This window comes from Algoriphagus namhaensis (genome assembly GCF_042649705.1).
Lineage (GTDB): Bacteria > Bacteroidota > Bacteroidia > Cytophagales > Cyclobacteriaceae > Algoriphagus > Algoriphagus namhaensis.
This window is the reverse complement of record NZ_JBHRZS010000006.1, coordinates 301273-321745: the sequence shown is the minus strand read 5'-3', so window position 1 is coordinate 321745 and position 20473 is coordinate 301273. Positions and strand designations below refer to the sequence as shown.

General features: G+C 43.1%; 20 protein-coding genes. 15 read left to right on the top strand and 5 right to left on the bottom strand.

What is annotated here, in order from left to right:
• Positions 1–141 precede the first annotated feature (141 nt).
• Positions 142–807 (bottom strand): heme exporter protein CcmB, encoded by a 666-nt coding sequence (locus ACFOSV_RS05120; RefSeq protein ID WP_377904062.1) that lies wholly within the window; start codon positions 805–807, stop codon positions 142–144.
• Positions 808–1062: 255 nt separating this feature from the next.
• On the opposite strand from ACFOSV_RS05120, the gene htpG reads away from it, so the two are divergent.
• The 4 genes from htpG to ACFOSV_RS05100 all read left to right on the top strand — a co-directional run bounded on the left by htpG (position 1063) and on the right by ACFOSV_RS05100 (position 4587).
• Complete coding sequence (gene htpG, locus ACFOSV_RS05115) at positions 1063–2946, top strand: molecular chaperone HtpG (RefSeq protein WP_377904060.1); 1884 nt, start codon at positions 1063–1065, stop codon at positions 2944–2946.
• Between the two features lie 198 nt (positions 2947–3144).
• Positions 3145–3558, top strand: coding sequence for an RrF2 family transcriptional regulator (locus ACFOSV_RS05110; protein WP_377904058.1), 414 nt, complete (start codon positions 3145–3147; stop codon positions 3556–3558).
• Between the two features lie 77 nt (positions 3559–3635).
• A complete protein-coding gene (locus tag ACFOSV_RS05105) occupies positions 3636–3908 on the top strand; it encodes a DUF2061 domain-containing protein (protein ID WP_377904056.1) in 273 nt (90 codons plus the stop codon).
• Positions 3892–4587 carry a phosphoadenylyl-sulfate reductase gene (locus ACFOSV_RS05100; protein ID WP_377904054.1) on the top strand — a complete coding sequence of 232 codons (696 nt, stop codon included), beginning with the start codon at positions 3892–3894 and terminating at the stop codon, positions 4585–4587. The genes ACFOSV_RS05105 and ACFOSV_RS05100 overlap by 17 nt, the downstream gene beginning before the upstream one ends.
• 42 nt (positions 4588–4629) lie before the next feature.
• Here ACFOSV_RS05100 and ACFOSV_RS05095 read toward each other — a convergent pair whose 3' ends face one another.
• Positions 4630–6273, bottom strand: coding sequence for a hypothetical protein (locus tag ACFOSV_RS05095; RefSeq protein ID WP_377904052.1), 1644 nt, complete (start codon positions 6271–6273; stop codon positions 4630–4632).
• Between the two features lie 175 nt (positions 6274–6448).
• Between ACFOSV_RS05095 and metK the strand changes: the two genes are divergently transcribed.
• The 3 genes from metK to ACFOSV_RS05080 all read left to right on the top strand — a co-directional run bounded on the left by metK (position 6449) and on the right by ACFOSV_RS05080 (position 9061).
• Entirely contained in the window at positions 6449–7702 is a 1254-nt protein-coding gene (gene metK / locus ACFOSV_RS05090) for a methionine adenosyltransferase (RefSeq protein WP_377904050.1), read from the top strand.
• 246 nt (positions 7703–7948) lie between these two features.
• The gene (locus ACFOSV_RS05085; RefSeq protein ID WP_377904048.1) at positions 7949–8434 is read left to right on the top strand and encodes a hypothetical protein; all 486 of its coding nucleotides are present in this window, start codon (positions 7949–7951) and stop codon (positions 8432–8434) included.
• A gap of 120 nt (positions 8435–8554) precedes the next feature.
• Entirely contained in the window at positions 8555–9061 is a 507-nt protein-coding gene (locus ACFOSV_RS05080; protein ID WP_377904046.1) for a hypothetical protein, read from the top strand.
• A 44-nt stretch (positions 9062–9105) separates the two neighbouring features.
• Here ACFOSV_RS05080 and ACFOSV_RS05075 read toward each other — a convergent pair whose 3' ends face one another.
• Entirely contained in the window at positions 9106–10089 is a 984-nt protein-coding gene (locus ACFOSV_RS05075) for a D-alanine--D-alanine ligase (RefSeq protein ID WP_377904044.1), read from the bottom strand.
• Between the two features lie 163 nt (positions 10090–10252).
• Here ACFOSV_RS05075 and ACFOSV_RS05070 point away from each other — a divergent pair, with 163 nt between their 5' ends.
• Positions 10253–12436 carry a S9 family peptidase gene (locus ACFOSV_RS05070; RefSeq protein WP_377904042.1) on the top strand — a complete coding sequence of 728 codons (2184 nt, stop codon included), beginning with the start codon at positions 10253–10255 and terminating at the stop codon, positions 12434–12436.
• A gap of 170 nt (positions 12437–12606) precedes the next feature.
• On the opposite strand, the gene ACFOSV_RS05065 is transcribed toward ACFOSV_RS05070, so the two are convergent.
• Complete coding sequence (locus tag ACFOSV_RS05065; protein WP_377904040.1) at positions 12607–12846, bottom strand: hypothetical protein; 240 nt, start codon at positions 12844–12846, stop codon at positions 12607–12609.
• A 102-nt stretch (positions 12847–12948) separates the two neighbouring features.
• On the opposite strand from ACFOSV_RS05065, the gene ACFOSV_RS05060 reads away from it, so the two are divergent.
• From ACFOSV_RS05060 to ACFOSV_RS05030, 7 genes are all read left to right on the top strand, one after another.
• Positions 12949–13431, top strand: coding sequence for a C40 family peptidase (locus ACFOSV_RS05060; protein ID WP_377904038.1), 483 nt, complete (start codon positions 12949–12951; stop codon positions 13429–13431).
• A gap of 225 nt (positions 13432–13656) precedes the next feature.
• Positions 13657–15159 (top strand): F0F1 ATP synthase subunit beta, encoded by a 1503-nt coding sequence (gene atpD / locus ACFOSV_RS05055; protein WP_377904036.1) that lies wholly within the window; start codon positions 13657–13659, stop codon positions 15157–15159.
• 59 nt (positions 15160–15218) lie between these two features.
• Positions 15219–15464, top strand: coding sequence for an ATP synthase F1 subunit epsilon (gene atpC / locus ACFOSV_RS05050; protein ID WP_377904034.1), 246 nt, complete (start codon positions 15219–15221; stop codon positions 15462–15464).
• Between the two features lie 145 nt (positions 15465–15609).
• A complete protein-coding gene (gene rpsU / locus ACFOSV_RS05045; protein ID WP_377904032.1) occupies positions 15610–15804 on the top strand; it encodes a 30S ribosomal protein S21 in 195 nt (64 codons plus the stop codon).
• 112 nt (positions 15805–15916) lie between these two features.
• A complete protein-coding gene (locus ACFOSV_RS05040) occupies positions 15917–16801 on the top strand; it encodes a tyrosine-type recombinase/integrase (protein WP_377904030.1) in 885 nt (294 codons plus the stop codon).
• Positions 16802–16834: 33 nt separating this feature from the next.
• Positions 16835–17137: a ribosome hibernation-promoting factor, HPF/YfiA family gene (gene hpf, locus ACFOSV_RS05035; protein ID WP_377904028.1), complete on the top strand. Its 303-nt coding sequence runs from the start codon at positions 16835–16837 to the stop codon at positions 17135–17137.
• A 55-nt stretch (positions 17138–17192) separates the two neighbouring features.
• The gene (locus ACFOSV_RS05030) at positions 17193–18698 is read left to right on the top strand and encodes an ArnT family glycosyltransferase (RefSeq protein ID WP_377904027.1); all 1506 of its coding nucleotides are present in this window, start codon (positions 17193–17195) and stop codon (positions 18696–18698) included.
• 4 nt (positions 18699–18702) lie between these two features.
• Here ACFOSV_RS05030 and ACFOSV_RS05025 read toward each other — a convergent pair whose 3' ends face one another.
• Positions 18703–20385 carry an ArnT family glycosyltransferase gene (locus tag ACFOSV_RS05025; RefSeq protein ID WP_377904026.1) on the bottom strand — a complete coding sequence of 561 codons (1683 nt, stop codon included), beginning with the start codon at positions 20383–20385 and terminating at the stop codon, positions 18703–18705.
• Positions 20386–20473 lie beyond the last annotated feature (88 nt).

Below are 20473 nucleotides of genomic sequence, written 5' to 3'. Positions count from 1 at the left end.
AAGGCATAAGTTCCTGAAAAAGGCGGTTTTTCTGAAGTCTTTTGGGGGAAGAGGTGATGTGGGTAACCCAATTTTCAAATCTCAGAATTTTTCAAACTTCGAATGCACACCATAGAGTGATTACATTCGGATAATCAAGGGTTAAGAACGCCACAAATAAGGAAACAAAATGTAACCCGTGGCCGCCACAATGGCATTGATGGCAAGCAGGGAAATCAGCTTGTCTGCGCTTACACTCCAATCCAGTCCATCCATCGCATTTTTAGAAATTCGAATGGCCATCAAAAGGATGGGTATAATGACCGGAAAGCTCAAAATTGCCATTAGGGTAGCGTTGTTTCCAGCTTTGGAAGCGATGCCGCTGACCATGGTGAGACTGGCAGAAAAGCCAATTGATCCCAATATCAGGTTTAGGAGAAAAAGGCTTTGATCCTGGACGGGATTTCCTAAAATGACTGAAAAAACAGCATAACCTAAAAGCGCCAGAATCAGAGTGAGTCCAGTGTTGTAGATCATTTTGGATAAGATGATTGCCTCGGGCGAAGCGATCATGTAGTAATACAATTGTCGGCCTTGATGTTCCTGCACAAAGCTTTTGGCAACAGCATTCACTGCTGAAAAAAGGATAATGATCCAATACAGAGCATTCCAAGAGGGCATGGAAAGTGCTCCGGATCGTGCGCCAAAGCTCAAATAAACAATGAAAACCGCCGAAACCACATAAAGCAAAATCCCATTCAAGGCATATTTCTGCCTCCATTCAAGGGTAAGTTCTTTGTGAATCAATACGGAGATTTGCTTCAGCATAAACCCAAAGATAGGGGAGAAGTTGGGAAGTGGGAAGTGTGGGAGTTGAAAGTGTAAAGTTTAAAGTTTGCTCAACACATGTTGAGTAATTCCTGAAAATCTCCCAGGTTCTTCTTTGCGTCCTCTGCGCCTTTGCGGTGGGAAAAACCATGTTCTCCCTCAGGTCTGCCAAAATGACACCAATTCTCGTTTGGAACAACCCTTGCAATCTCGCTACAGACATTTTGAATTTTAAATAACAAACCAATTATAGCTATGCAGGAAAAAGGTACAATCTCGATTCATACCGAGAATATTTTCCCGATTATCAAGAAGTTTCTTTATTCCGATAATGAGATTTTCCTTCGGGAACTCGTGTCCAATGCCGTCGATGCGACGCAAAAGATCAAAAGACTAGCGACATTAGGTCAGTACTCTGGCGACCTAGGAGATACCACAGTGGAGGTTTCCTTTGATGAAAAGAAAAAAACGATCACCATCTCCGACCGAGGACTCGGGATGACTGCCGAGGAGATCAAAAAGTATATCAATCAAGTTGCTTTCTCCGGTGCGGAAGAATTTGTGGAGAAATTCAAAGACGCCAAAGATGCCAATGAGATCATCGGTAAGTTTGGTCTAGGATTCTACTCAGCCTTTATGGTGGCGGACAAGGTAGAAATCAATACCCTTTCCTATCAGGAAGGTGCCCAAGCGGCCAAATGGACCTGTGATGGATCCACTAGTTTCGAAATCACAGAAGGCAAGCGCAAAGAGCGTGGTACCGATGTGGTTTTGCATATTAATAAGGACTCTGAGGAGTTTTTGGACAAGTTTAAACTCCAGGGTATTCTTGACAAATACGCCAAATTTCTTCCTGTACCCATCAAGTTTGGTACTAAAACTGAATCCGTGGAAGACGGAGAAGACAAAGAGGGCAAAAAGAAATGGAAATCTGTGGAGGTGGATAATATCATCAATACCACGGAGCCTATCTGGACCAAGTCTCCAAATGATCTGACAGACGAGGACTATTTGAAGTTTTACAAGGAGCTGTATCCTATGTCAGAAGATCCTCTTTTCTGGATTCACCTGAATGTGGATTATCCATTCAACCTGACCGGGGTCTTGTATTTCCCCAAGGTGAAAAATGAATTTGAGCTTCAGCGAAATAAAATCAAACTCTTTAGCCGTCAGGTATTCATCACTGATGAGGTAAAGGATATCGTGCCGGAGTTTTTGATGCTGCTGCACGGGGTGATTGATTCTCCGGATATCCCGCTTAACGTGTCCCGAAGCTTCCTACAGGCGGATAGCAATGTCAAGAAGATAAATAACTATATCACGAAAAAAGTAGCCGATAAGCTAGCCGAACTCTACAAAAAAGATCGAAAGGCTTACGAAGCAAAATGGGATGATATCGGGCTCTTTGTGAAATATGGAATGATCTCGGAGGAGAAGTTTTACGAAAAAGGGAAGGACTTTGCCCTGCTGAAAAACACCAATGGGGAATACTTCACCTTTGATGAGTATCAGAGCAAAATTAAGGCCCTTCAGACCGATAAAAATGAGCAAACGATCATGCTCTATGCCACAGACGCGGAAAAGCAAGATGCCTTTATCCAGTCGGCCAATAAAAAAGACTACGATGTCTTGATTATGGATTCGCCGATCGATAGTCACTTTATCCAAAACCTAGAGGCTAAATTGGAGAAAACTCAACTGAAGCGAGTGGATGCCGATGTGGTGGATAAACTGATCCAGAAAGAGGACGCTCAGGCAAATCTCCTAACCGAGGAGCAGAGCAAAGAGATCAATGAGCTGTTTGAAAAAGCGATCGAAGACAAGTCTTACACGGTAGAAGTAGAGGGGCTCAGTCCAGAGGAGATGCCAGTGACGATCACCATGGAGGAGTTTATGCGTAGGATGAAGGAAATGGCCCAAACCGGCGGAGGGATGGGCTTCTACGGTTCGCTGCCGGATGCATACAAAGTGGCAATCAATGGAAACCATCCTGTAGTGGATAAGATTTTGAAGGCAAAGACCGAAAAGACCAAGTTGAAGCTTGCCAAGCAGGCCTTCGATCTGGCGAAGCTATCTCAAGGTCTTTTGACTGGAAAAGATCTTACGTCCTTCGTTCAGCGAAGCGTAGACTTACTCTAATTGAATCAACCCTTGAGGTGTCAACTCGAAAGAGGAAAGACTTAGATATCTCCTCGAGACTTTGCAATTAATTTATACTAAACCTTCGAGGTCTGAAAAAAGACCTAATGGGTTATCCAAAAATCCCCGTCAATGTCGGGGATTTTTCATTCCCCACTCACGTACTAGGCTATTTGCAGGAATAGCGTATTTTTGTCTATGCTTTCCAAAAAGACCAAGTACGCCCTTCATGCCTTGACTTATCTCGGTAGGCACCAAGCAGAAGGCGCAGTAGTGATTCACGATATTGCCGAGGAGCATGGGATCTCACATAAGTTTTTGGAAAATATTCTCCTCGAGCTCAAAAAAGCTGGAATGCTGGGCAGCAAAAAAGGCAAGGGCGGGGGCTACTACCTGATCAAAGAACCTTCGGAAATCCCACTCTCTAAAGTCATCCGATTGCTGGATGGACCCATCGCCATGCTTCCCTGTGTGAGTCTGAATTACTACGAGCCTTGTGCTGAATGTAAATCTGAAGCCGAATGCGGGATCAATAAGGTTATGATCCAAGTCAGAGATGAAACGCTTAAAATACTGGAAAACAAGACTTTACAGGATATCTTAAAATTTTAACAAAATTTTTTCCCTATAAAACCTATAAAAAAGATAGGGTTTATATACTTTTGAAATTCATTTCCGTAGTTAGTTCTATGTTTTTAGATCAAGTCCTCAAGAAAAAGGTATCCCTCAAGTCTGCGAAGGATAGCAATTTGAAAAGTCTGCTCAAGTCGATTTCCTGGAGAATCGTAGGTACCCTCGACACCATGGTGATCTCTTACATCATCACTGGACAGCTAGTAATGGCGGTATCTATAGGTTCGGTAGAGGTGGTCACCAAGATTCTCTTGTACTACGTGCATGAACGAGTCTGGGAAAATGTGTCTAAAGAAAAAAGTAAAGAAGCTCATGAAAAATTTGCATGAATTAGCCACTAGGTTGGATAGCCTCAGCGCATCTGATGGCTTGGCCTTGGTAGCGGACTTGTTTCCGGAAAAAGTGACTTTCTCTTCATCCCTAGGTCAGGAAGATCAGGTGATCACAGCGCTGATAGCCACTCAGAGTCTCCCCATTCAGGTCTTTTCCTTGGATACGGGGCGTTTGTTTCCTGAGACTTTGGAGCTCCTTGCTCGCACCGAAGGAAGGTATCGTCTGAAAATTCAGCTTTACTACCCCAGTACTGATTCCGTGGAATCTCTGGTGGCAAAAAATGGTATTAATGGATTTTATGAATCCGTAGAAAATAGAAAATCTTGTTGCTATGTGCGAAAGGTGGAGCCACTCAAGCGAGCTCTTGCAGGCAAGTATGTTTGGATCACAGGCCTAAGAGCCGAGCAAAGCGCCAATCGCACGGAAATGAAGCGAGTGGAATGGGACGAAGCGAATCAGATCATCAAATACAATCCACTTTTGGACTGGACTTATAAGCAGCTCTTGGATTATATTCAGAAAGAAAAAATCCCTTACAATCCCCTTCACGACAAAGGATTTATCAGCATTGGTTGCGCTCCTTGCACTCGTGCGGTTTTACCAGGAGAAGATGCCCGCGCCGGCCGCTGGTGGTGGGAAGAGTCGAAAAAGGAGTGTGGTCTGCATTCTAGATAGCCTTGAGCGACCCCTTCAACGATTTCAGATGTCAGCCCTTTATCAATTCTCGAAAGGATCCACTCCCGTCATTTCCCAATGTCCCAGTGCAATCGGAATGCTCCCAATTCCATTGAGCTGATCAAAGAAGTTTTTCAACTTGAATTCTTCTCCTTTTTCTTCCTGGATTCGGGCATAATCGGCCAGAGCGTTCTCCAATAGGTATTTTCCTGTGATATAACTCGAGCCATAGCCCGGCTGTCGCATGTACAGATGTTGTTCGAAAAGAAGTAATTCTTTTTCTGTTTTCATCCAGCCTCGAGGCGTGTAATTGGAGTGGATTCCTCCGGCCTCAACCATGGTCATTTCATTGGCTTGCGCATAGAGCGATCCAAGGCCTCTTGCGGCTCGCTGCGCGATCATGATGTAGACGATTTCTCGGGAGCGTGGAGAGTCTTCATACAAACCGGCATCCATAAACATTTCCTCCACTGCTGTGGCCGTGCCCTCATTTCTGGAGTCAAAAATATTGTACAAAAGCGGGCCTCTACGAATTGGACTTGCGTGTGGCTCATTGTCCATGATGGCCAGCTCAAACCAATGATAGAAATGAGAATAAAGCGGCAAAGGATCATAGTGCATGCCAATGGTAAAAAAGTTTCTTCTTTCTTTAGGGACAAAGTCGCCTCGATGTGCTCGCAAGGCTGGTTCGAAATAGTCCTTAACCGTCAGGATTTCCTGATCTTCCAGAAAGGACATCATCTTTTGTATAGACTCCTCGGTTAGTCGATCAAAGTCTGCTTCTGTATTTGCTTCTGGCAAGGGAGGAAGATTTCTGTTTTGATGTTCTTCGAGTTTGAGCGAGTTCCAAGCACGTGCTAGTTCCCGCTTGAGAATCATCACCTCATCCTCCCAAGTCAGTGGGACTAGATGAACATTCTGTAGATACCAGGTATAGTTTTCTTTGCCGATCCCAGAAGGTTCGGTCTTTTTGGGAGCTTCGGCTTCTAGCCAGGTCACGAAGTCCTCTGTGGAGGATTGAGCCTCTTCTATAGCTTCCGTCAATTCAGGATCTTTGGCTAGCTCTGCTAAAACCAACATATTTTTCAAGTCCTCCGCCTGCTCAGCGATAGTCGGGATTCCCGCAGCCCAGAGTTCCTTGGCATTTCCTGTGAGGTTTGTTTTGGCTTGGGTGTTTAAAGCTGGAATAGATCGAAGTTCAGCAAGAAATTTTGCCTTACTGCTTTCATCCAAGGGAAAGGAATATTGCCAGAGTTCCAATACCCCATGATGCGTAGGCCCTTCGTGAGCCGGTACGTCACTTCGACTGGTCCAAATGGATTTATAAAAGGCTGGATCCCGCTCCCAGGGTTTTAGGATTCGATGATTAAAATCGTAGCCATTCATTTCTGCCCAGACGATTCTGTAATCCACTTGCTCGGCGATACTCCAGCCGCTGGTATCCATTGCCAGAAGCCTGTTCTGCAATGCTTTAAAATCTGGCTGCCGAGCTTCAAAAGTCTCTTTTCGATAATCCGGAGCACCGTCATATTTCGGTGGGTTTTCGAAAACTCGCCAATCAGAAAATAGAGCAACAAGATCTGAATAGCTTGCTGCAGATTTTTCCAAATTAGGTTCTTGAACATCTTGGTTTTGGCACGAAAATGCCAATAATGAGACTAAAACTAGGAGCAGGGATTTTTTCATAAGGTTAATTTGAACTGGTGGTTGTGAAAGATACTCTTTCGGAATTGCCTGAGCAAAAAATAGATCGAAAGGATCTTTTACTCAAAGAATTTCTTCATTTCATTCCTTATTTTTTATTTCCCCTAGTTCCCGTATTTTTGGGCTTCCTAAAAAATCGTATTACTAACCGTAGTTTATGGCATATTTATTTACTTCAGAGTCAGTTTCTGAAGGACACCCAGACAAAGTCGCAGATCAGATTTCTGATGCACTCATTGATAACTTTTTAGCATTTGACCCAAATTCCAAAGTAGCCTGCGAAACCCTCGTGACCACTGGTCAAGTGGTGCTGGCGGGTGAAGTGAAATCTGACACCTATCTGGACGTGCAGAAAATCGCTCGTGACGTTATCAATAGAATTGGGTACACCAAAAGCGAATACATGTTTGAAGGCAATTCCTGCGGTGTACTTTCTGCAATTCATGAGCAGTCAGCTGATATCAACCAAGGTGTGGACCGTGCTAATCCTGAGGAGCAGGGAGCAGGTGATCAGGGGATGATGTTTGGCTATGCCACCAACGAGACTGAGAATTATATGCCTTTAGCACTGGATCTTTCGCATATGATCCTACGCGAACTGGCTACCCTGCGAAGAGAAAACAAGGACATTACCTACCTCCGACCAGACTCCAAGGCTCAGGTGACCATCGAATACAGTGATGACAATGTGCCTCAGCGAATCGAAGCGATCGTAGTCTCTACACAGCATGATGACTTTGATGAAGAGCAGGCCATGCTTGCCAAGATCAAATCTGACATCATCTCCATTTTGATTCCACGGATCAAAGCTCAATTGAAGCCAGAAATCCAGAAACTGTTTACCAGTGATATTAAATACCATATCAATCCTACGGGTAAGTTTGTGATCGGCGGTCCTCATGGGGATACTGGCCTAACGGGCAGAAAGATTATCGTGGATACTTATGGAGGCAAAGGCGCACATGGTGGAGGAGCATTCTCAGGAAAGGACCCTTCAAAAGTGGACCGATCAGCCGCCTATGCTACTCGACATATCGCCAAAAATATGGTGGCAGCCGGTATCGCAGATGAGATTTTGGTGCAAGTATCTTATGCCATTGGAGTGGCAGCACCAATGGGTATTTATGTGAATACCTATGGCACTGCCAAGGTGGGACTTAGTGATGGCGAGATCGCCAATACGGTTGAGAAGCTATTTGACATGAGACCCTATGCCATAGAGCAAAGACTTAAACTTCGAAATCCTATCTATGAAGAGACTGCCGCTTACGGTCATATGGGGAGGCAAAATGAAGTGGTGAAAAAGACCTTTATTTCTCCTTATCGCGAAGAACTCACTTTGGATGTGGAGCTATTCACTTGGGAAAAACTAGATTATGTAGATCGAATTAAGTCGGCCTTTGGGATCTAAGAAATAAGGTTTTTAGAAAAATTTACCCCCAAGAAGTTAAAAACTTTTTGGGGGTATTTTTTTGAATTGAGGAAGGTGAAAGTTCCTGTCCTAATTATCGAATGATTGAAGAGGTAGGGATTTGAATCAACAAATTATTCCTAACAAAGATGAGTCTAGTTCTGAAAACTAAATATTTTAAAAAAAAGCAATAATTCTATACTAGAATCTGCAGATTTCGTTACTTCTCATAATATCTTAGGTCATATGAAAAGATTTGTTTTCCTCTGCCTCTTATTCATGGTGTTTTCTCCGATTTTGGCTCAACAGAATGTGACCTTTCAGGAGAATTTTTTTAACAACAATCGCTTTAAAATTGATGGGGTAGATGCAGATGCTGAAGAAGTGGCCCATGTAATGTCAAGCTTCGAGTTAAGTCAGAAAAATTTTATCGAAGGCCACAAGCAAATGAAGATTGGTAGTGGCTTGAATATTTTAGGAATGGGGATTTTGGTAGGTGCATTTGTAACCTATGGTGTGTCAGGTTTTACTCAAGAAGGCCTTAGCACTTATCTAATTTTATCCATCGCTGGAGCCGGTGTTGGTACTGTTGGCGGTGCCATTCGGAGAAAAGGGAAAAGCAGAGTAGAAACCTCCGTGGCTGAATATAATTATTTGATAGATAGAAGTAATTATAATGAAATAAGTCTCCAAGTCGCACCAGACAAATTTGGATTAGTTTTTAACTTCTAAGATCATGAAATGCCCATGAGAAAGGCTTCTCATACAGGGGGATGTCCCGATAAATATCGGGACCGAGGCATTCCTCCCGATAGCTATTGGGATGACCATTGAAAATCAAAATATAAACAGATGAAAAAAACAGTTCTGCTTATTTTATTCAGCTCCATGTATTGGTCTTTGCTAGCCCAAGAAACGCCCTTTCTGAGACTCGATATCCGTAATAATTTTCTCAACCAGAAAATTGACTTTTTGGACGGCCCTAAGGTATTGTCCAAAGTGGAAATGCAAACTCTGATGTCTCAAGCCACTCCAGAAACAGCAGATCTATATAGAAAGTCCGTTTCAAAACAGAAGATCGCCAATATCTTGGCAATAGGGGGATTCGCATCTGCTATTGGCACCACTGTTTATATTATAGCACCTCGGCAGCAATCGTCACATGCGAGCAACCTCACTTGGCCTTTGATTATATCTAGTATAGCCTTCGAGATTAGCTCAGGTATTTTTAATAGAAATGCGAGGAATATCGCTCGGGAGGCAGTAGACTCGTATAATTTGGGCAGAACCGAACCGCCGGTCCACTTCGAAGACAATCGCATCGATATGCCAATACTCAGCTATTCGATCCGATTTTAAGTAAGAAATCTAAAGTATAAAGGCTGAAAGCCCTTTTAGACCTCTCAAAACATTTCTTCAATCAACTCGGTGTAAAAGTCCTTCACCTCTTTGCCAATGGCTCGGATTTGCTGGGAAATTAGGCTAGTTTCTGTTTGACCCGGTACGGTGTTGATCTCGATAAAGTAAAATTTCCCAGTTTCTTTTTCCAGAAAGTAATCGATACGGACGGCCCCTTTGCAATTGAGTTTTTCATACACCTGAGTGACTACTCGGCCTACCCTGGCTACCTCTTCCTCATTCATTCTTCCCGGGGTAATTTCCTCAGTCACGCCAGGAATATATTTGGCTTCGAAATCAAAAAACTCTTTACTGCTGACAATTTCTGTGGCGGGAAGTACAGTGATTTTTCCCTTTCCACGGAAAACTCCTATAGAAAACTCCCTTCCCGATACAAACTCCTCCACCAAAACCTGCTTGTCCTCAGCAAAAGCTTTGACCAAGGCCTCTGGTAGTTCGTCCCATATTTTCACCTTGCTCATGCCGATGGAGCTTCCTCCATTATTTGGCTTGATAAAAAGCGGAAGTTTCAGTTCAGCTTTGATGCGATCCACTTGTTCTTTGGCAAACTCAAATAATTGAATCGACTTCGCGATGTAAAGCTCCGGAATATCGTCCACCACAGCTTTGGTATAGCCTTTATTCATTGTAATGGCCGAAGTGAGCTGGTCGCAAGTGGTATAGGGCAGGCCTATCATATCAAAATACCCAGCCAACTTACCGTCTTCCCCAGGTGAGCCATGGAGAATATTGAAGACCCCGTCAAAAGTGATTTTCTCACCCTTGATGGTGAGGCTAAAGTCATTTAGATCGACCGGATACTTTTCCCCATCCTCGGTCAAATGATGCCAATCTCCCGGATAAATCAAGATTTTGGTGACATCGTATCGTTGGCGATCAATGGTTTTCTCTACAACTGCTGCACTTTTTAGGGAGATCACAGACTCACCAGTGTATCCTCCAGTAACAAGGGCTATCTTTTTCTTCATGGGACTTTAGCATGGGAACACGAATTAGCCAAAATTTTGCCTAATCGGGAAAGAAACTGCTAAGATTTGTAAAGATTTTCACCTTAGAATAAATGCATTTTTATAGAGTAGCTGCCTTAGTTATATTCGCAAGGCTAAATGGCTTAAACCCAAATTTCAAAAAATGAATCAGTTCAATCGATATGCCCTAGTCACAGGGCTTCTTGTAATTTCCTTTTTCGGGGCTTGTGCCCAAGGCAAAATGAAAGTCACCCTTGAGGATGTTTTCAAGAAAAACACCTTCTACGAACAGTCTGTACGTGGTATCAACTGGATGAATGACGGACAATATTACAGCTCCCAGATCAATATGATGGGCTATCCTCAAGTGGTGAAAATGAATGTGGCCACTGGACAGCAGGAATCCATTTTACTGGATGGCAAGGTGCTAGGGCTGAATTTTAGTAGCTACTCCTTCAACTCTGACGAATCCAAAGCTCTGGTGGCTACAGACGTTGAGTCTATTTATCGTCGGTCTTCCAAAGGTGTTTTCTATGTGGTGGATCTCGCTAGTGGCGAAAAGCAGCAACTGATGAATGGAGAGAAAATCTCCTATGCCACCCTCTCACCGGACAATGACAAGGTCGCCTTCATAAAGGACAATAACCTGTATACAGTCGACCTCGCCACGAATGACCTCACCCAAATCACTACAGATGGGTCTTGGAATCAAGTGATTAATGGTGCTGCCGATTGGGTGTACGAGGAGGAATTTTCTATGGCTCAGGCTTTCAAATGGTCTCCAGATGGCAAAAAGATAGCATTTATTCGATTTGATGAGTCAGAAGTACCCGAATTCAACATGCAGCTTTGGGGTCCACTTTATCCTGCAGATTATAAATTTAAATATCCCAAGGCTGGTGAGAAAAATTCTGAAGTAAGTATTTATGTTTATGATTTGGCCTCCGGCCAAAGCACCAAAATGGATTCGGGTCAAGAGACGGATATCTACTTGCCGAGAATCTACTGGACTAAAGACCCAAATCAATTGGCTTTTATTCGATTGAATAGATTGCAAAATCAATTGGACCTTTTCCATGCTGATGCGTCCACTGGCGAAAGCGAGTTGATCATCTCTGAGTCCTCTGCTACTTATGTAGATCTGAATTACAATGATGATCTGCAATATCTGAGCGATGGCAAAAGCTTTATCCGTACTTCCGAGCAGGATGGGTATAAGCATATCTATCATCATGAAATGGATGGCACTTTGATCCGTCAGATTACCACTGGCAACTGGGAAGTGACTTCCATGGTGGGTATAGATGAAAAAGCCAAAAAGATCTATTTCATTTCCGCTGAGGCTTCTCCAATGGAGCGAAATTTCTATGAAATCGGCTTGAATGGCAAAGGCAAAAAGGCATTGACTCCTGAAAAAGGGACGCATCGAATCAATATGAGCCCGGATCATCGCTTTTTTATCGACTACCACACCACCACCCAGCAGCCTAGCCGAATCACTTTGAATAAATCCAATGGAGAACTGGTGACAGTATTGGAGGATAATGCTTCGCTTCGCAATATCGTAAGCAGCTTTGCCTTAGGCAAAAAAGAGTTTTTCTCCTTTCCTACCGTGGATGGTACTGAGCTGAATGGATATATGATCAAGCCAACAGACTTTGACCCAAATAAAAAATATCCTGTGCTCATGTATGTTTATGGTGGTCCAGGTTCTCAAAATGTATTGAATTCATGGGGTGGTACACGAGACATGTGGCATCAAGCTCTTGTGGCCGAAGGGATTTTTGTGGCATGTATTGACAATCGCGGAACAGGTGGCCGAGGTCGAGATTTCAAACACTCCACCTATGCCAATCTTGGCGCGCTAGAAACCATCGATCAAATCGAGGGGGGTAAGTATTTGGCCAAGTTGCCTTTCATCGATGAAGAGAGAGTGGGAATCTGGGGCTGGTCTTATGGAGGCTATATGTCTTCTTTGGCATTGATGAAAGGAAGTGATGTCTTCAAAGCGGCAATTGCTGTGGCTCCAGTGACGACCTGGAGATACTATGACACGATCTACACCGAGCGATACCTACAGACCCCACAACTCAATCCTTCCGGCTATGACGACAATAGCCCGATCATGCATGTGAATAAATTGAAGGGTAATTTCCTTCTTATTCATGGAACAGGTGATGATAATGTACACTTCCAAAATACCGTGGACTTGGTGGATGCCTTGATTACCGCGGATAAGCAGTTTGAGACCTTCTATTATCCAAATCGAAACCATGGAATTTATGGAGGGAACACGACCTGGCATTTGTATTCAATGATGACGGATTTCTTGAAGAGAAAGCTTTAAGAGGTAAAGGGGTTAGGATTTAGGAATTAGAGAAGGGAGAGTTGGGTTGGGCTTTGGGTGATTTCTATTTTTCTGAATTGTTTAATCGATTTAACTTTAATCCCTTAAACTCTGTAACTCATTTCAATAAAGTGAAAGACCGGACAATTAATCGTCCGGTCTTTCTGTTTTCAGTCAATCTGAATCTGATCCAAGTAGAATTTCATCCGTGTGTGATTTCTGGGGAGAAAGTCGATCTTATCGATTTTGTCCAGCTTATGATTATAGAAAACTTCCACGTACTCATTCTCGAGCAGATACAGATTCACCTTGTGCCCATAGTAGCGTATACCCACGACAAAAGTCGCTTCTGTATAAAGGAGCTTTATTTTCTGGTGAAAAGGGAGATTATGGAAGTCTTCTTTGCTCATCTTTGAAATCGAAGGATGAATTTAATCAAATCCTCATTTATTCTAATTAAGTCTTGAAAGTAGCTGCGCCTTCTCGTATTATTGACTAGTTAATCAACGCCCATGGGTATCAGAAGTTCATCCTTTGCTTTTACTTTATTTGCATTCCTTGTCATTTTAAGCACCTCTTGTGCTTCCAAAAAGAAAACCGCTGGCGCTGAGCCTTTCGAAGTCGTCATCAATACTGCTCGGAGTTATACCGGAACCCCTTACAAATTTGGAGGAACCACCAGATCAGGGATGGACTGTTCCGCTTTGATTTATCACTCTTTTTATCCGGTAGGAGTGACCATGCCTAGAATGTCGGCTGACCAAAGTCAAATGGGTAAAAAAATCAGCAAAAACGACATTAAGCCTGGAGATCTCTTATTTTTTGCGACGAGTCGCAAACGAAAGAAAGTGACCCATGCAGGGATCGCTACAGAAGTTTCTCGAGGGCAAGTTCGATTTATCCATTCTTCCACTTCTCTGGGTGTGTCGGAAGATTATCTCAGCAATAACTACTGGTCTAAGGCTTTCCTTTTTGCCCGAAGGGTTTTAGATTGAACTTGCTAGGATCTTTCTTTTTCCGCCTGGTTAATTCGACGTTATCCGTTCGGATTCTATAGAAGATTTCGAATAAAAATGCGGTCTGGGCCACAATTGACTTTATCTCTCTTTAAAAAGGGGGCTTGCAGGGATTAATTTTCCAAATATCCTTTGGTATTAGGCATTTCTGCTTAATTTTGCGGTCGAATTAAGAAAGCACATTCTTTACATTTCAATAATCAGATGGCAAACATTGGAAAGATAACCCAGGTAATCGGCCCCGTAGTGGACGTTTCCTTTGAAGGCGGGAAACTGCCAAACATTCTAGATGCAGTACAAGTAACCAAAGAAAATGGCCAAGTGGTCGTAATGGAGGTTCAGCAGCACCTAGGTGAAGATCGAGTAAGAACTATCGCAATGGACTCTTCCGAAGGAATGGTAAGAGGAATGGAAGTAACTGACCTAGGTCAGCCAATCTCCGTACCAACTGGCGAGGCAATCAAAGGTCGTCTTTTTAATGTGGTAGGTGAAGCAATCGATGGACTTCCACAAGTACCAGCGGGTAAGCGACTTCCTATTCACAGACAAGCTCCTAAGTTTGAGGATCTTTCTACATCTACTGAAGTACTTTATACAGGTATCAAAGTAATCGACTTGATTGAGCCTTATGCAAAAGGTGGTAAAATCGGTTTGTTTGGTGGTGCCGGTGTAGGTAAGACGGTATTGATCCAGGAATTGATCAACAACATCGCAAAGGCTTATGCAGGTCTATCTGTGTTCGCAGGTGTAGGTGAAAGAACTCGTGAAGGAAATGACTTGCTTCGTGAGATGATCGAATCTGGCATTGTGACTTATGGAGATGATTTCGTTCATAGCCTTGAAGAAGAAGGTGGATGGGATCTTTCTAAAGTTGATTTGAAAAAACTTGAAGACTCTAAAGCAACCTTTGTTTTCGGTCAGATGAACGAGCCTCCAGGGGCGCGTGCACGAGTGGCCTTGACAGGTTTGACTTTGGCAGAATACTATAGAGATGGTGATGGCGAAGGTGCAGGTAAGGATATCCTATTCTTTATCGATAACATTTTCAGATTTACTCAGGCAGGATCTGAAGTGTCAGCACTTCTCGGTCGTATGCCATCAGCGGTAGGTTACCAGCCAACTCTAGCTACAGAGATGGGTACAATGCAGGAGCGAATTACTTCTACGAAGAATGGTTCGATCACATCTGTACAGGCGGTTTACGTTCCTGCGGATGACTTGACTGACCCTGCTCCAGCGACTACTTTCGCTCACTTGGATGCTACTACGGTACTTTCTAGAAAGATTGCCGAGCTAGGTATCTATCCAGCTGTGGATCCTTTGGACTCTACTTCTAGAATTCTTTCTCCAGACGTATTGGGAGACGATCATTACAACTGTGCTCAGAACGTGAAGGAGATTCTACAGCGATACAAAGAGCTTCAGGATATCATCGCCATCTTGGGTATGGAAGAACTTTCTGAAGAAGATAAGCAAGTTGTACACCGAGCAAGACGTGTTCAGCGATTCCTTTCTCAGCCTTTCCATGTTGCCGAGCAGTTTACAGGTTTGAAAGGTGTATTGGTAGACATCAAGGATACCATCAAAGGCTTCAATATGATCATGAACGGTGAGCTAGATCACCTTCCTGAAGGAGCATTCAACCTAGTTGGTAGCATTGAAGATGCGATCGCTAAGGGTGAGAAAATGCTTGAAGAGGTAAAATAAATTAAACAAACTCACCGATTTGGAAAACCAAATTGGAGATTGAGATAAATAGGAATCAGATGCATTTAGAAATCGTAACACCAGACAAAAAGATATTTCAGGGAGAGGTCTCTGAAGCAAGCTTTCCTGGTGCAGGAGGTTCTTTTCAGGTGTTGAATAATCACGCGCCAATCGTTTCGGCATTGGCAAAGGGAGCTGTTTCTTTTACTACCGCAGACGGAAAGCAATCTATGATTGTCGATGGTGGTGTGGTAGAGGTAAAAGACAATGTGATCGTATTGCTGGCTGAGAAAGTAGTCGGCTAATCCTAGAATCATTACTTAACAAAAAAAGTCCAACTCCTGGGGGTTGGACTTTTTTTGTTTTAATTAATTTGACTATTAATTTTTACAGCTTCCAAACTTCCAATAATTCTCTTACCTTTGTGCCCACGAAAGGGGGTGTACACTTATGATCATAGTAAACGTAAAAGAAAACGAATCAATCGAGAAAGCGCTAAAGCGTTTCAAGAAGAAGTTTGACAAAACAGGTGCTGTCAGAGAACTGAGAGCTCGTCAAGCATTCACCAAGCCTTCCGTGAAAAGAAGAGAGCAAGTAATCAAGGCTGCTTACAAGCAGCGTATGCAACAAGAAGCAGGACAGTAAGTTTTGCTTTACATAATCAAACGCAACCTCCAAAGGGTTGCGTTTTTTTGTTATAGGGGATTCCGTTTCTACTTTTTTTAGGCTAACTTGATTTCAATCCTTAGTCCCATTTATGATTGATTCCTTTATCAATTACCTTGAGTTTGAAAAGAAATCGAGTCCTCACACGGTCAGCGCTTACCGTCGGGATTTGGAACAATTTGCTGACTTTGTCCAAACCTCCTTTGAGCTTCAAGAAATAGAAGCCGCCCAGCATCCAGAGATCAGGGCTTGGATTATCGATTTGGTGGATCAGGGACAGAGTAGCCTTACGGTAAATCGAAAACTGGCTACCCTACGCTCCTTCTACAAATTTTTGTTGCGATCAGCAACTATCGAGCGAGATCCGACCTACAAGTTAAAATCTCTGAAAAATCCGAAAAAACTCCCCGAGTTTATACAGGAACTAGCTATCGCTTCCGTTCTTGAAGAAAGCAATTTCACTGATGACTTTGCAGGTCAGCGAGACCGATTGGTTATTGAATTTTTGTATTTGACCGGCGTGAGACTTTCAGAATTGATTGGATTGCGTTGGTCGGACATCAACTTGGCAGAGGATCAGGTGAAGGTACTTGGGAAGAGAAAAAAAGAACGAATAATCCCCATTACCAGGGGCCTCAAACAAAATATAGTTTTGTACAAAAAAGTATTTGAGGAAAGGTTTTTAAATGAAAATCAAAGTCCCTATTTTATTGTCAGTAATCAGGGGAAACAGAGCTATCCTATGATGATTTATCGAATCGTTCGCCAGTACTTAGATGCGTTTGCTCAGACTTCCAAGCGGAGTCCTCACATCCTAAGGCACACTTTTGCTACTCATTTGCTAAATAAAGGAGCTGACCTTAATGCGGTCAAAGATTTACTCGGCCACGCCAACTTGGCGGCCACTCAGGTATATACCCATAATTCTCTAGAGAAACTTAAGGCTGTGTTTGAACAAGCACATCCCAAAGCATAATAAATTTATTGTTTAACCCTAAATGCAAATCATATGAAACTGCAGATGCACTCCATCCACTTCGATGCCGATCGCAAATTGATCGACTTTATCCAGAAAAAAGCAGATAAACTGGATACCTATTACGACCGGATTATTGATGGAGAGGTTTTTATGAGACTCGATAAAAACGAAAATAACCACAACAAAATAGTAGAGATCAAACTCAACGTGCCAGGCAAGCAATTTTTCGCCAAACACCAGACGGATTCATTCGAAGCTGCTGCTGATGAATCCATCGAAGGATTGAGGAGACAAATTAAGAAGTACAAGGAAAAGGTCGTTTTGGCCAAGTAGTGATAATAATCACTAAATTTGAGCACTCTTTGGGACTTCAGAGAGTGCTTTTTTTATGAAAAATCAGTCGAAGTACACTACTTATTTTTGGGTCATTTCCGTGCTTTTGGCTTTCGCCAAAATTGCTTTTACTCTTCGTCCTGAGATTGATTTGTTTACAGAGGAAGCCCAATATTGGCTTTGGTCTCAAAATATGGCTTGGCATTACTACTCTAAGCCGCCCATGGTAGCTGTGCTCAATTTTCTGAGCACAGGTCTTTTGGGAAAGACTGAAATTACCGTACGCCTCAATGCCATTATCCTAGGGGTAGGGATGTCTTGGTTTACTTTCTTACTAGGTAGGCAGATGTATAGCGATAAGGTGGGATTTTGGGCAGCGATGCTTCTTCAGGGCATGCCCCTTTGGTGGCTGGCCTCTACTTTTCATATGACCGATACGGCGCTGACTTTCTTTTGGACGCTAAGCCTTTATGCGGCATATAGAGCATTGGAAAGCCAAAAGGTTAATTGGTGGATACTGGCTGGGCTAGCTACGGCTTGTGGCATCATGAGCAAAGTGGTGATGATTTTGATGCCTGCCATGCTATTGATCTACTTGCTTTTTACTCGAGAATTTAAAAGGAATTTTACCCATTACTCGGTTTTCGTTCTGGTGTCTCTGATTGGTTTTACGCCTATGTTGATCTGGAATTGGCAAAATGATTTCTACACGTTTAGACATTTGGCGGCTTTGGGTAGAGGTGGGGGAGATTCCCAAAGTTTTGATTTGTTGAAGTCACTTGGCCGCTTTGGAGCATATTTAGGAGGTCAACTGGCGATGCTTTCTCCTTTCATCTTACCTTTAGTTTGGGGCTTTTTTTCAAGGAAAAGATTGCTTTCGGATTATAAGACCATCTTTTTGCTACTCCCCATGCTTATGTCCTTCATGGCGTTCGGCTTGTTGAGTTTTATGACTGATATCGAGGTCAATTGGCCAGTATTTGCCTACAGTGGATTTTCAATTGCACTTGCAGCATGGTTGGTTAATCAGAGTGGTTTTTGGCTGAAAGCCAGAAACTGGGGATTAGGACTCAGCTTAGGAATTCCACTCTTTTTCCTTCTCCCAGATATTACCTTCCTAAAAAGTATCAAACCCATAAAATCAGCTGAAAAGGCTGTTTTCCGAAGAAATTCTGCCTATCAGCCCCTTGCAGAGCGCTTGGATTTTTTGAGAGATAGCCTATCGGCCAAAGAGGCATTTGTCTTTTCAGAAACTTACCACATGGCCTCGGAGCTGTCCTTTTATTTGCAAGGGCATCCTCAGACATACATGGTCAATATGGGCTCCCGCAAAAATCAATTTGACTTGTGGCCTGGATTGGAGCAATTTGAAGGAGAAAAGAAAAAGGGGATTTTCGTCAGTTGGAACTATGATTCACCAGGTGAATTTGTAGAATTTGGAAGTCTGCTGTATGAGGAGAAATTTGAAATCTCCTTTAAAGGATTGCCTCATAGAGTGGCGACCATTCAGATTTGGGAAGATTTGATTGATTACAAACCTTTCGTTCCCGACTCGTTCTAAAGCTTTACTTTTTTTCTAAAAGAAAATACTTTTTCCCATGCTCCTGCAAAAGGCAATCAAAAGCTGGAGTGCCTACCGACAAAAGTAAATCCGGAATATGTCTCGAATCCCAATTGATGGAAACAAGTGTTTGATTATACCCACTCGCATCAATTGAGTCCAGGTATTTGTCTTCTAAGATCAATCGATCGTACTCTGGAAGCACTTCTCTGAATTCAAACCTAGGTAAGTCCACGAAGTCATACTCGGTGCCCAGACCGATGCGAATCTTGCTGCTGACGTGGAGATTTCCGATAAATCCAATTTTGCCTTCAGAGGGAAGGGAGCCGGCTTTCGCAAAATTTTTGACTTGTTGGCCTTGATCGGGCAAGGAAATTTGAAAGGTCGCGATTGATGCGCTAAAGAATAAAAGGAGGAAAGAATAGGAAAGTGCTTTAGGTAGTTTGGCTCCTTTTCTAAAAAGACGCATCAAATTTCCTAGCGCCAGAATAGCTGTACCCACCTGAACCCAGATCAACCAAGGCCCAGATAATTGGGAATTCAAATAGATTCCAAACAGAATGACTATGGTATTGAGTGCTAGAAAGAATCCAAGTGCCCATCGAATGGTTTTTATTCTCTCATAAAATCCATTTTTCGCCAAGATCCAGGCTAGCCCAATTGCCGCAACAGGAATCACAGGAAGGAGATATCTCTCGTAAAATTTGCTCGTAAGAGCTGACATACCAAGGATGCCAATCACCCATACAAGCACAAAACCAAGCAAGGCTTTTTCCTCTGTACTAAGGCCTTGAAAAATCTTTTTTAATTTGGCAAAACCAAAGGCAAACCAAGGGAAAAAGCCCACTATCATTAGTGCCAAAGCAATTGTCCCATTGCTCAGGATTAGGCCTATTCTGGAGCCGACTCGGGTTCCGACTTGATCGTGCAGGAATGAGTCAATGTAGGTGCCCCCATGGATTATGTACATGGCGACAAACCAAAAACAAGCCACGAAAATGCTTAAGAGGATGGATGGCCAATGTATGAGTGCTTTCCACTTGACGCGATTCCAGGGGTTAAAGAGTAAGTAGGCAATTCCTAGTCCTCCAAGTGCAAATGCAGGCAATCCTTTTGCTTCGAAAGCCAAAGCTAATCCAAGGTAGAGGTACCAGGCATATCTTTTAGGTGTCTGGTTCCCAAAACGTAAATATCCCACGAAACCCAATCCAGCTAAGGTCATGGTCATGGCCAAAAGAACATCTGGAATGGATCGTGTGGCGCTGAAGATTAAAATCGGGTGTGAGGCAACAATCAGTGCAGCTAGACCTGCAGTTTTAGCATTATCCAAGGCAACTTTTGCGGCAGCAAAGGTTAACCCCACCGTGGCGGCACCGGCCATTAGAAAAAAGAACCTCGATGCCAATGGTGTAACTCCAAATAGCTTATATCCTGCGAGTACCGCCCAATAACTGAGTATGGGTTTTTTGAAGCGAAGCTCACCCGAGCCAAGGTAAGTGGTCAAATAGTCTCCGTTCTGAAGCATTTTGAGCGCAGCATCGCTGTAGTACATCTCATCTGGGTAGTGCATGTGAAAGCTCAGCGCAAAGGGCCCCACAAGGGCTAAAAATGCAGCCATCACCACCCAAGGATTAATCTCTTGCTCAGTTAGAGTCATGTCGCAAAGATAGGAGGATTGAAATTTCATTTGCCAAATATCCTTCGGTTTTGGACGGGCGAGGATCTCTTTTTTTGTCTCAGGATTTATTTGGCGTATTTTTGACCAAATTTTATCC

Bases quoted from the DNA above. Each gene is read 5' to 3' on its own strand.
- ACFOSV_RS05075 (WP_377904044.1), bottom strand. From the start codon at position 10,089: ATGAAGAAAAAGATAGCCCTTGTTACTGGAGGATACACTGGTGAGTCT.
- ACFOSV_RS05085 (WP_377904048.1), top strand. From the start codon at position 7,949: ATGAAAAGATTTGTTTTCCTCTGCCTCTTATTCATGGTGTTTTCTCCG.
- ACFOSV_RS05120 (WP_377904062.1), bottom strand. From the start codon at position 807: ATGCTGAAGCAAATCTCCGTATTGATTCACAAAGAACTTACCCTTGAA.
- hpf (WP_377904028.1), top strand. From the start codon at position 16,835: ATGAAACTGCAGATGCACTCCATCCACTTCGATGCCGATCGCAAATTG.
- ACFOSV_RS05095 (WP_377904052.1), bottom strand. From the start codon at position 6,273: ATGAAAAAATCCCTGCTCCTAGTTTTAGTCTCATTATTGGCATTTTCG.
- rpsU (WP_377904032.1), top strand. From the start codon at position 15,610: ATGATCATAGTAAACGTAAAAGAAAACGAATCAATCGAGAAAGCGCTA.
- ACFOSV_RS05065 (WP_377904040.1), bottom strand. From the start codon at position 12,846: ATGAGCAAAGAAGACTTCCATAATCTCCCTTTTCACCAGAAAATAAAG.
- ACFOSV_RS05070 (WP_377904042.1), top strand. From the start codon at position 10,253: ATGAATCAGTTCAATCGATATGCCCTAGTCACAGGGCTTCTTGTAATT.
- ACFOSV_RS05040 (WP_377904030.1), top strand. From the start codon at position 15,917: ATGATTGATTCCTTTATCAATTACCTTGAGTTTGAAAAGAAATCGAGT.
- ACFOSV_RS05105 (WP_377904056.1), top strand. From the start codon at position 3,636: ATGTTTTTAGATCAAGTCCTCAAGAAAAAGGTATCCCTCAAGTCTGCG.
- ACFOSV_RS05060 (WP_377904038.1), top strand. From the start codon at position 12,949: ATGGGTATCAGAAGTTCATCCTTTGCTTTTACTTTATTTGCATTCCTT.
- ACFOSV_RS05100 (WP_377904054.1), top strand. From the start codon at position 3,892: ATGAAAAATTTGCATGAATTAGCCACTAGGTTGGATAGCCTCAGCGCA.
- metK (WP_377904050.1), top strand. From the start codon at position 6,449: ATGGCATATTTATTTACTTCAGAGTCAGTTTCTGAAGGACACCCAGAC.
- ACFOSV_RS05110 (WP_377904058.1), top strand. From the start codon at position 3,145: ATGCTTTCCAAAAAGACCAAGTACGCCCTTCATGCCTTGACTTATCTC.
- atpC (WP_377904034.1), top strand. From the start codon at position 15,219: ATGCATTTAGAAATCGTAACACCAGACAAAAAGATATTTCAGGGAGAG.
- atpD (WP_377904036.1), top strand. From the start codon at position 13,657: ATGGCAAACATTGGAAAGATAACCCAGGTAATCGGCCCCGTAGTGGAC.
- ACFOSV_RS05080 (WP_377904046.1), top strand. From the start codon at position 8,555: ATGAAAAAAACAGTTCTGCTTATTTTATTCAGCTCCATGTATTGGTCT.
- htpG (WP_377904060.1), top strand. From the start codon at position 1,063: ATGCAGGAAAAAGGTACAATCTCGATTCATACCGAGAATATTTTCCCG.
- ACFOSV_RS05025 (WP_377904026.1), bottom strand. From the start codon at position 20,385: ATGAAATTTCAATCCTCCTATCTTTGCGACATGACTCTAACTGAGCAA.
- ACFOSV_RS05030 (WP_377904027.1), top strand. From the start codon at position 17,193: ATGAAAAATCAGTCGAAGTACACTACTTATTTTTGGGTCATTTCCGTG.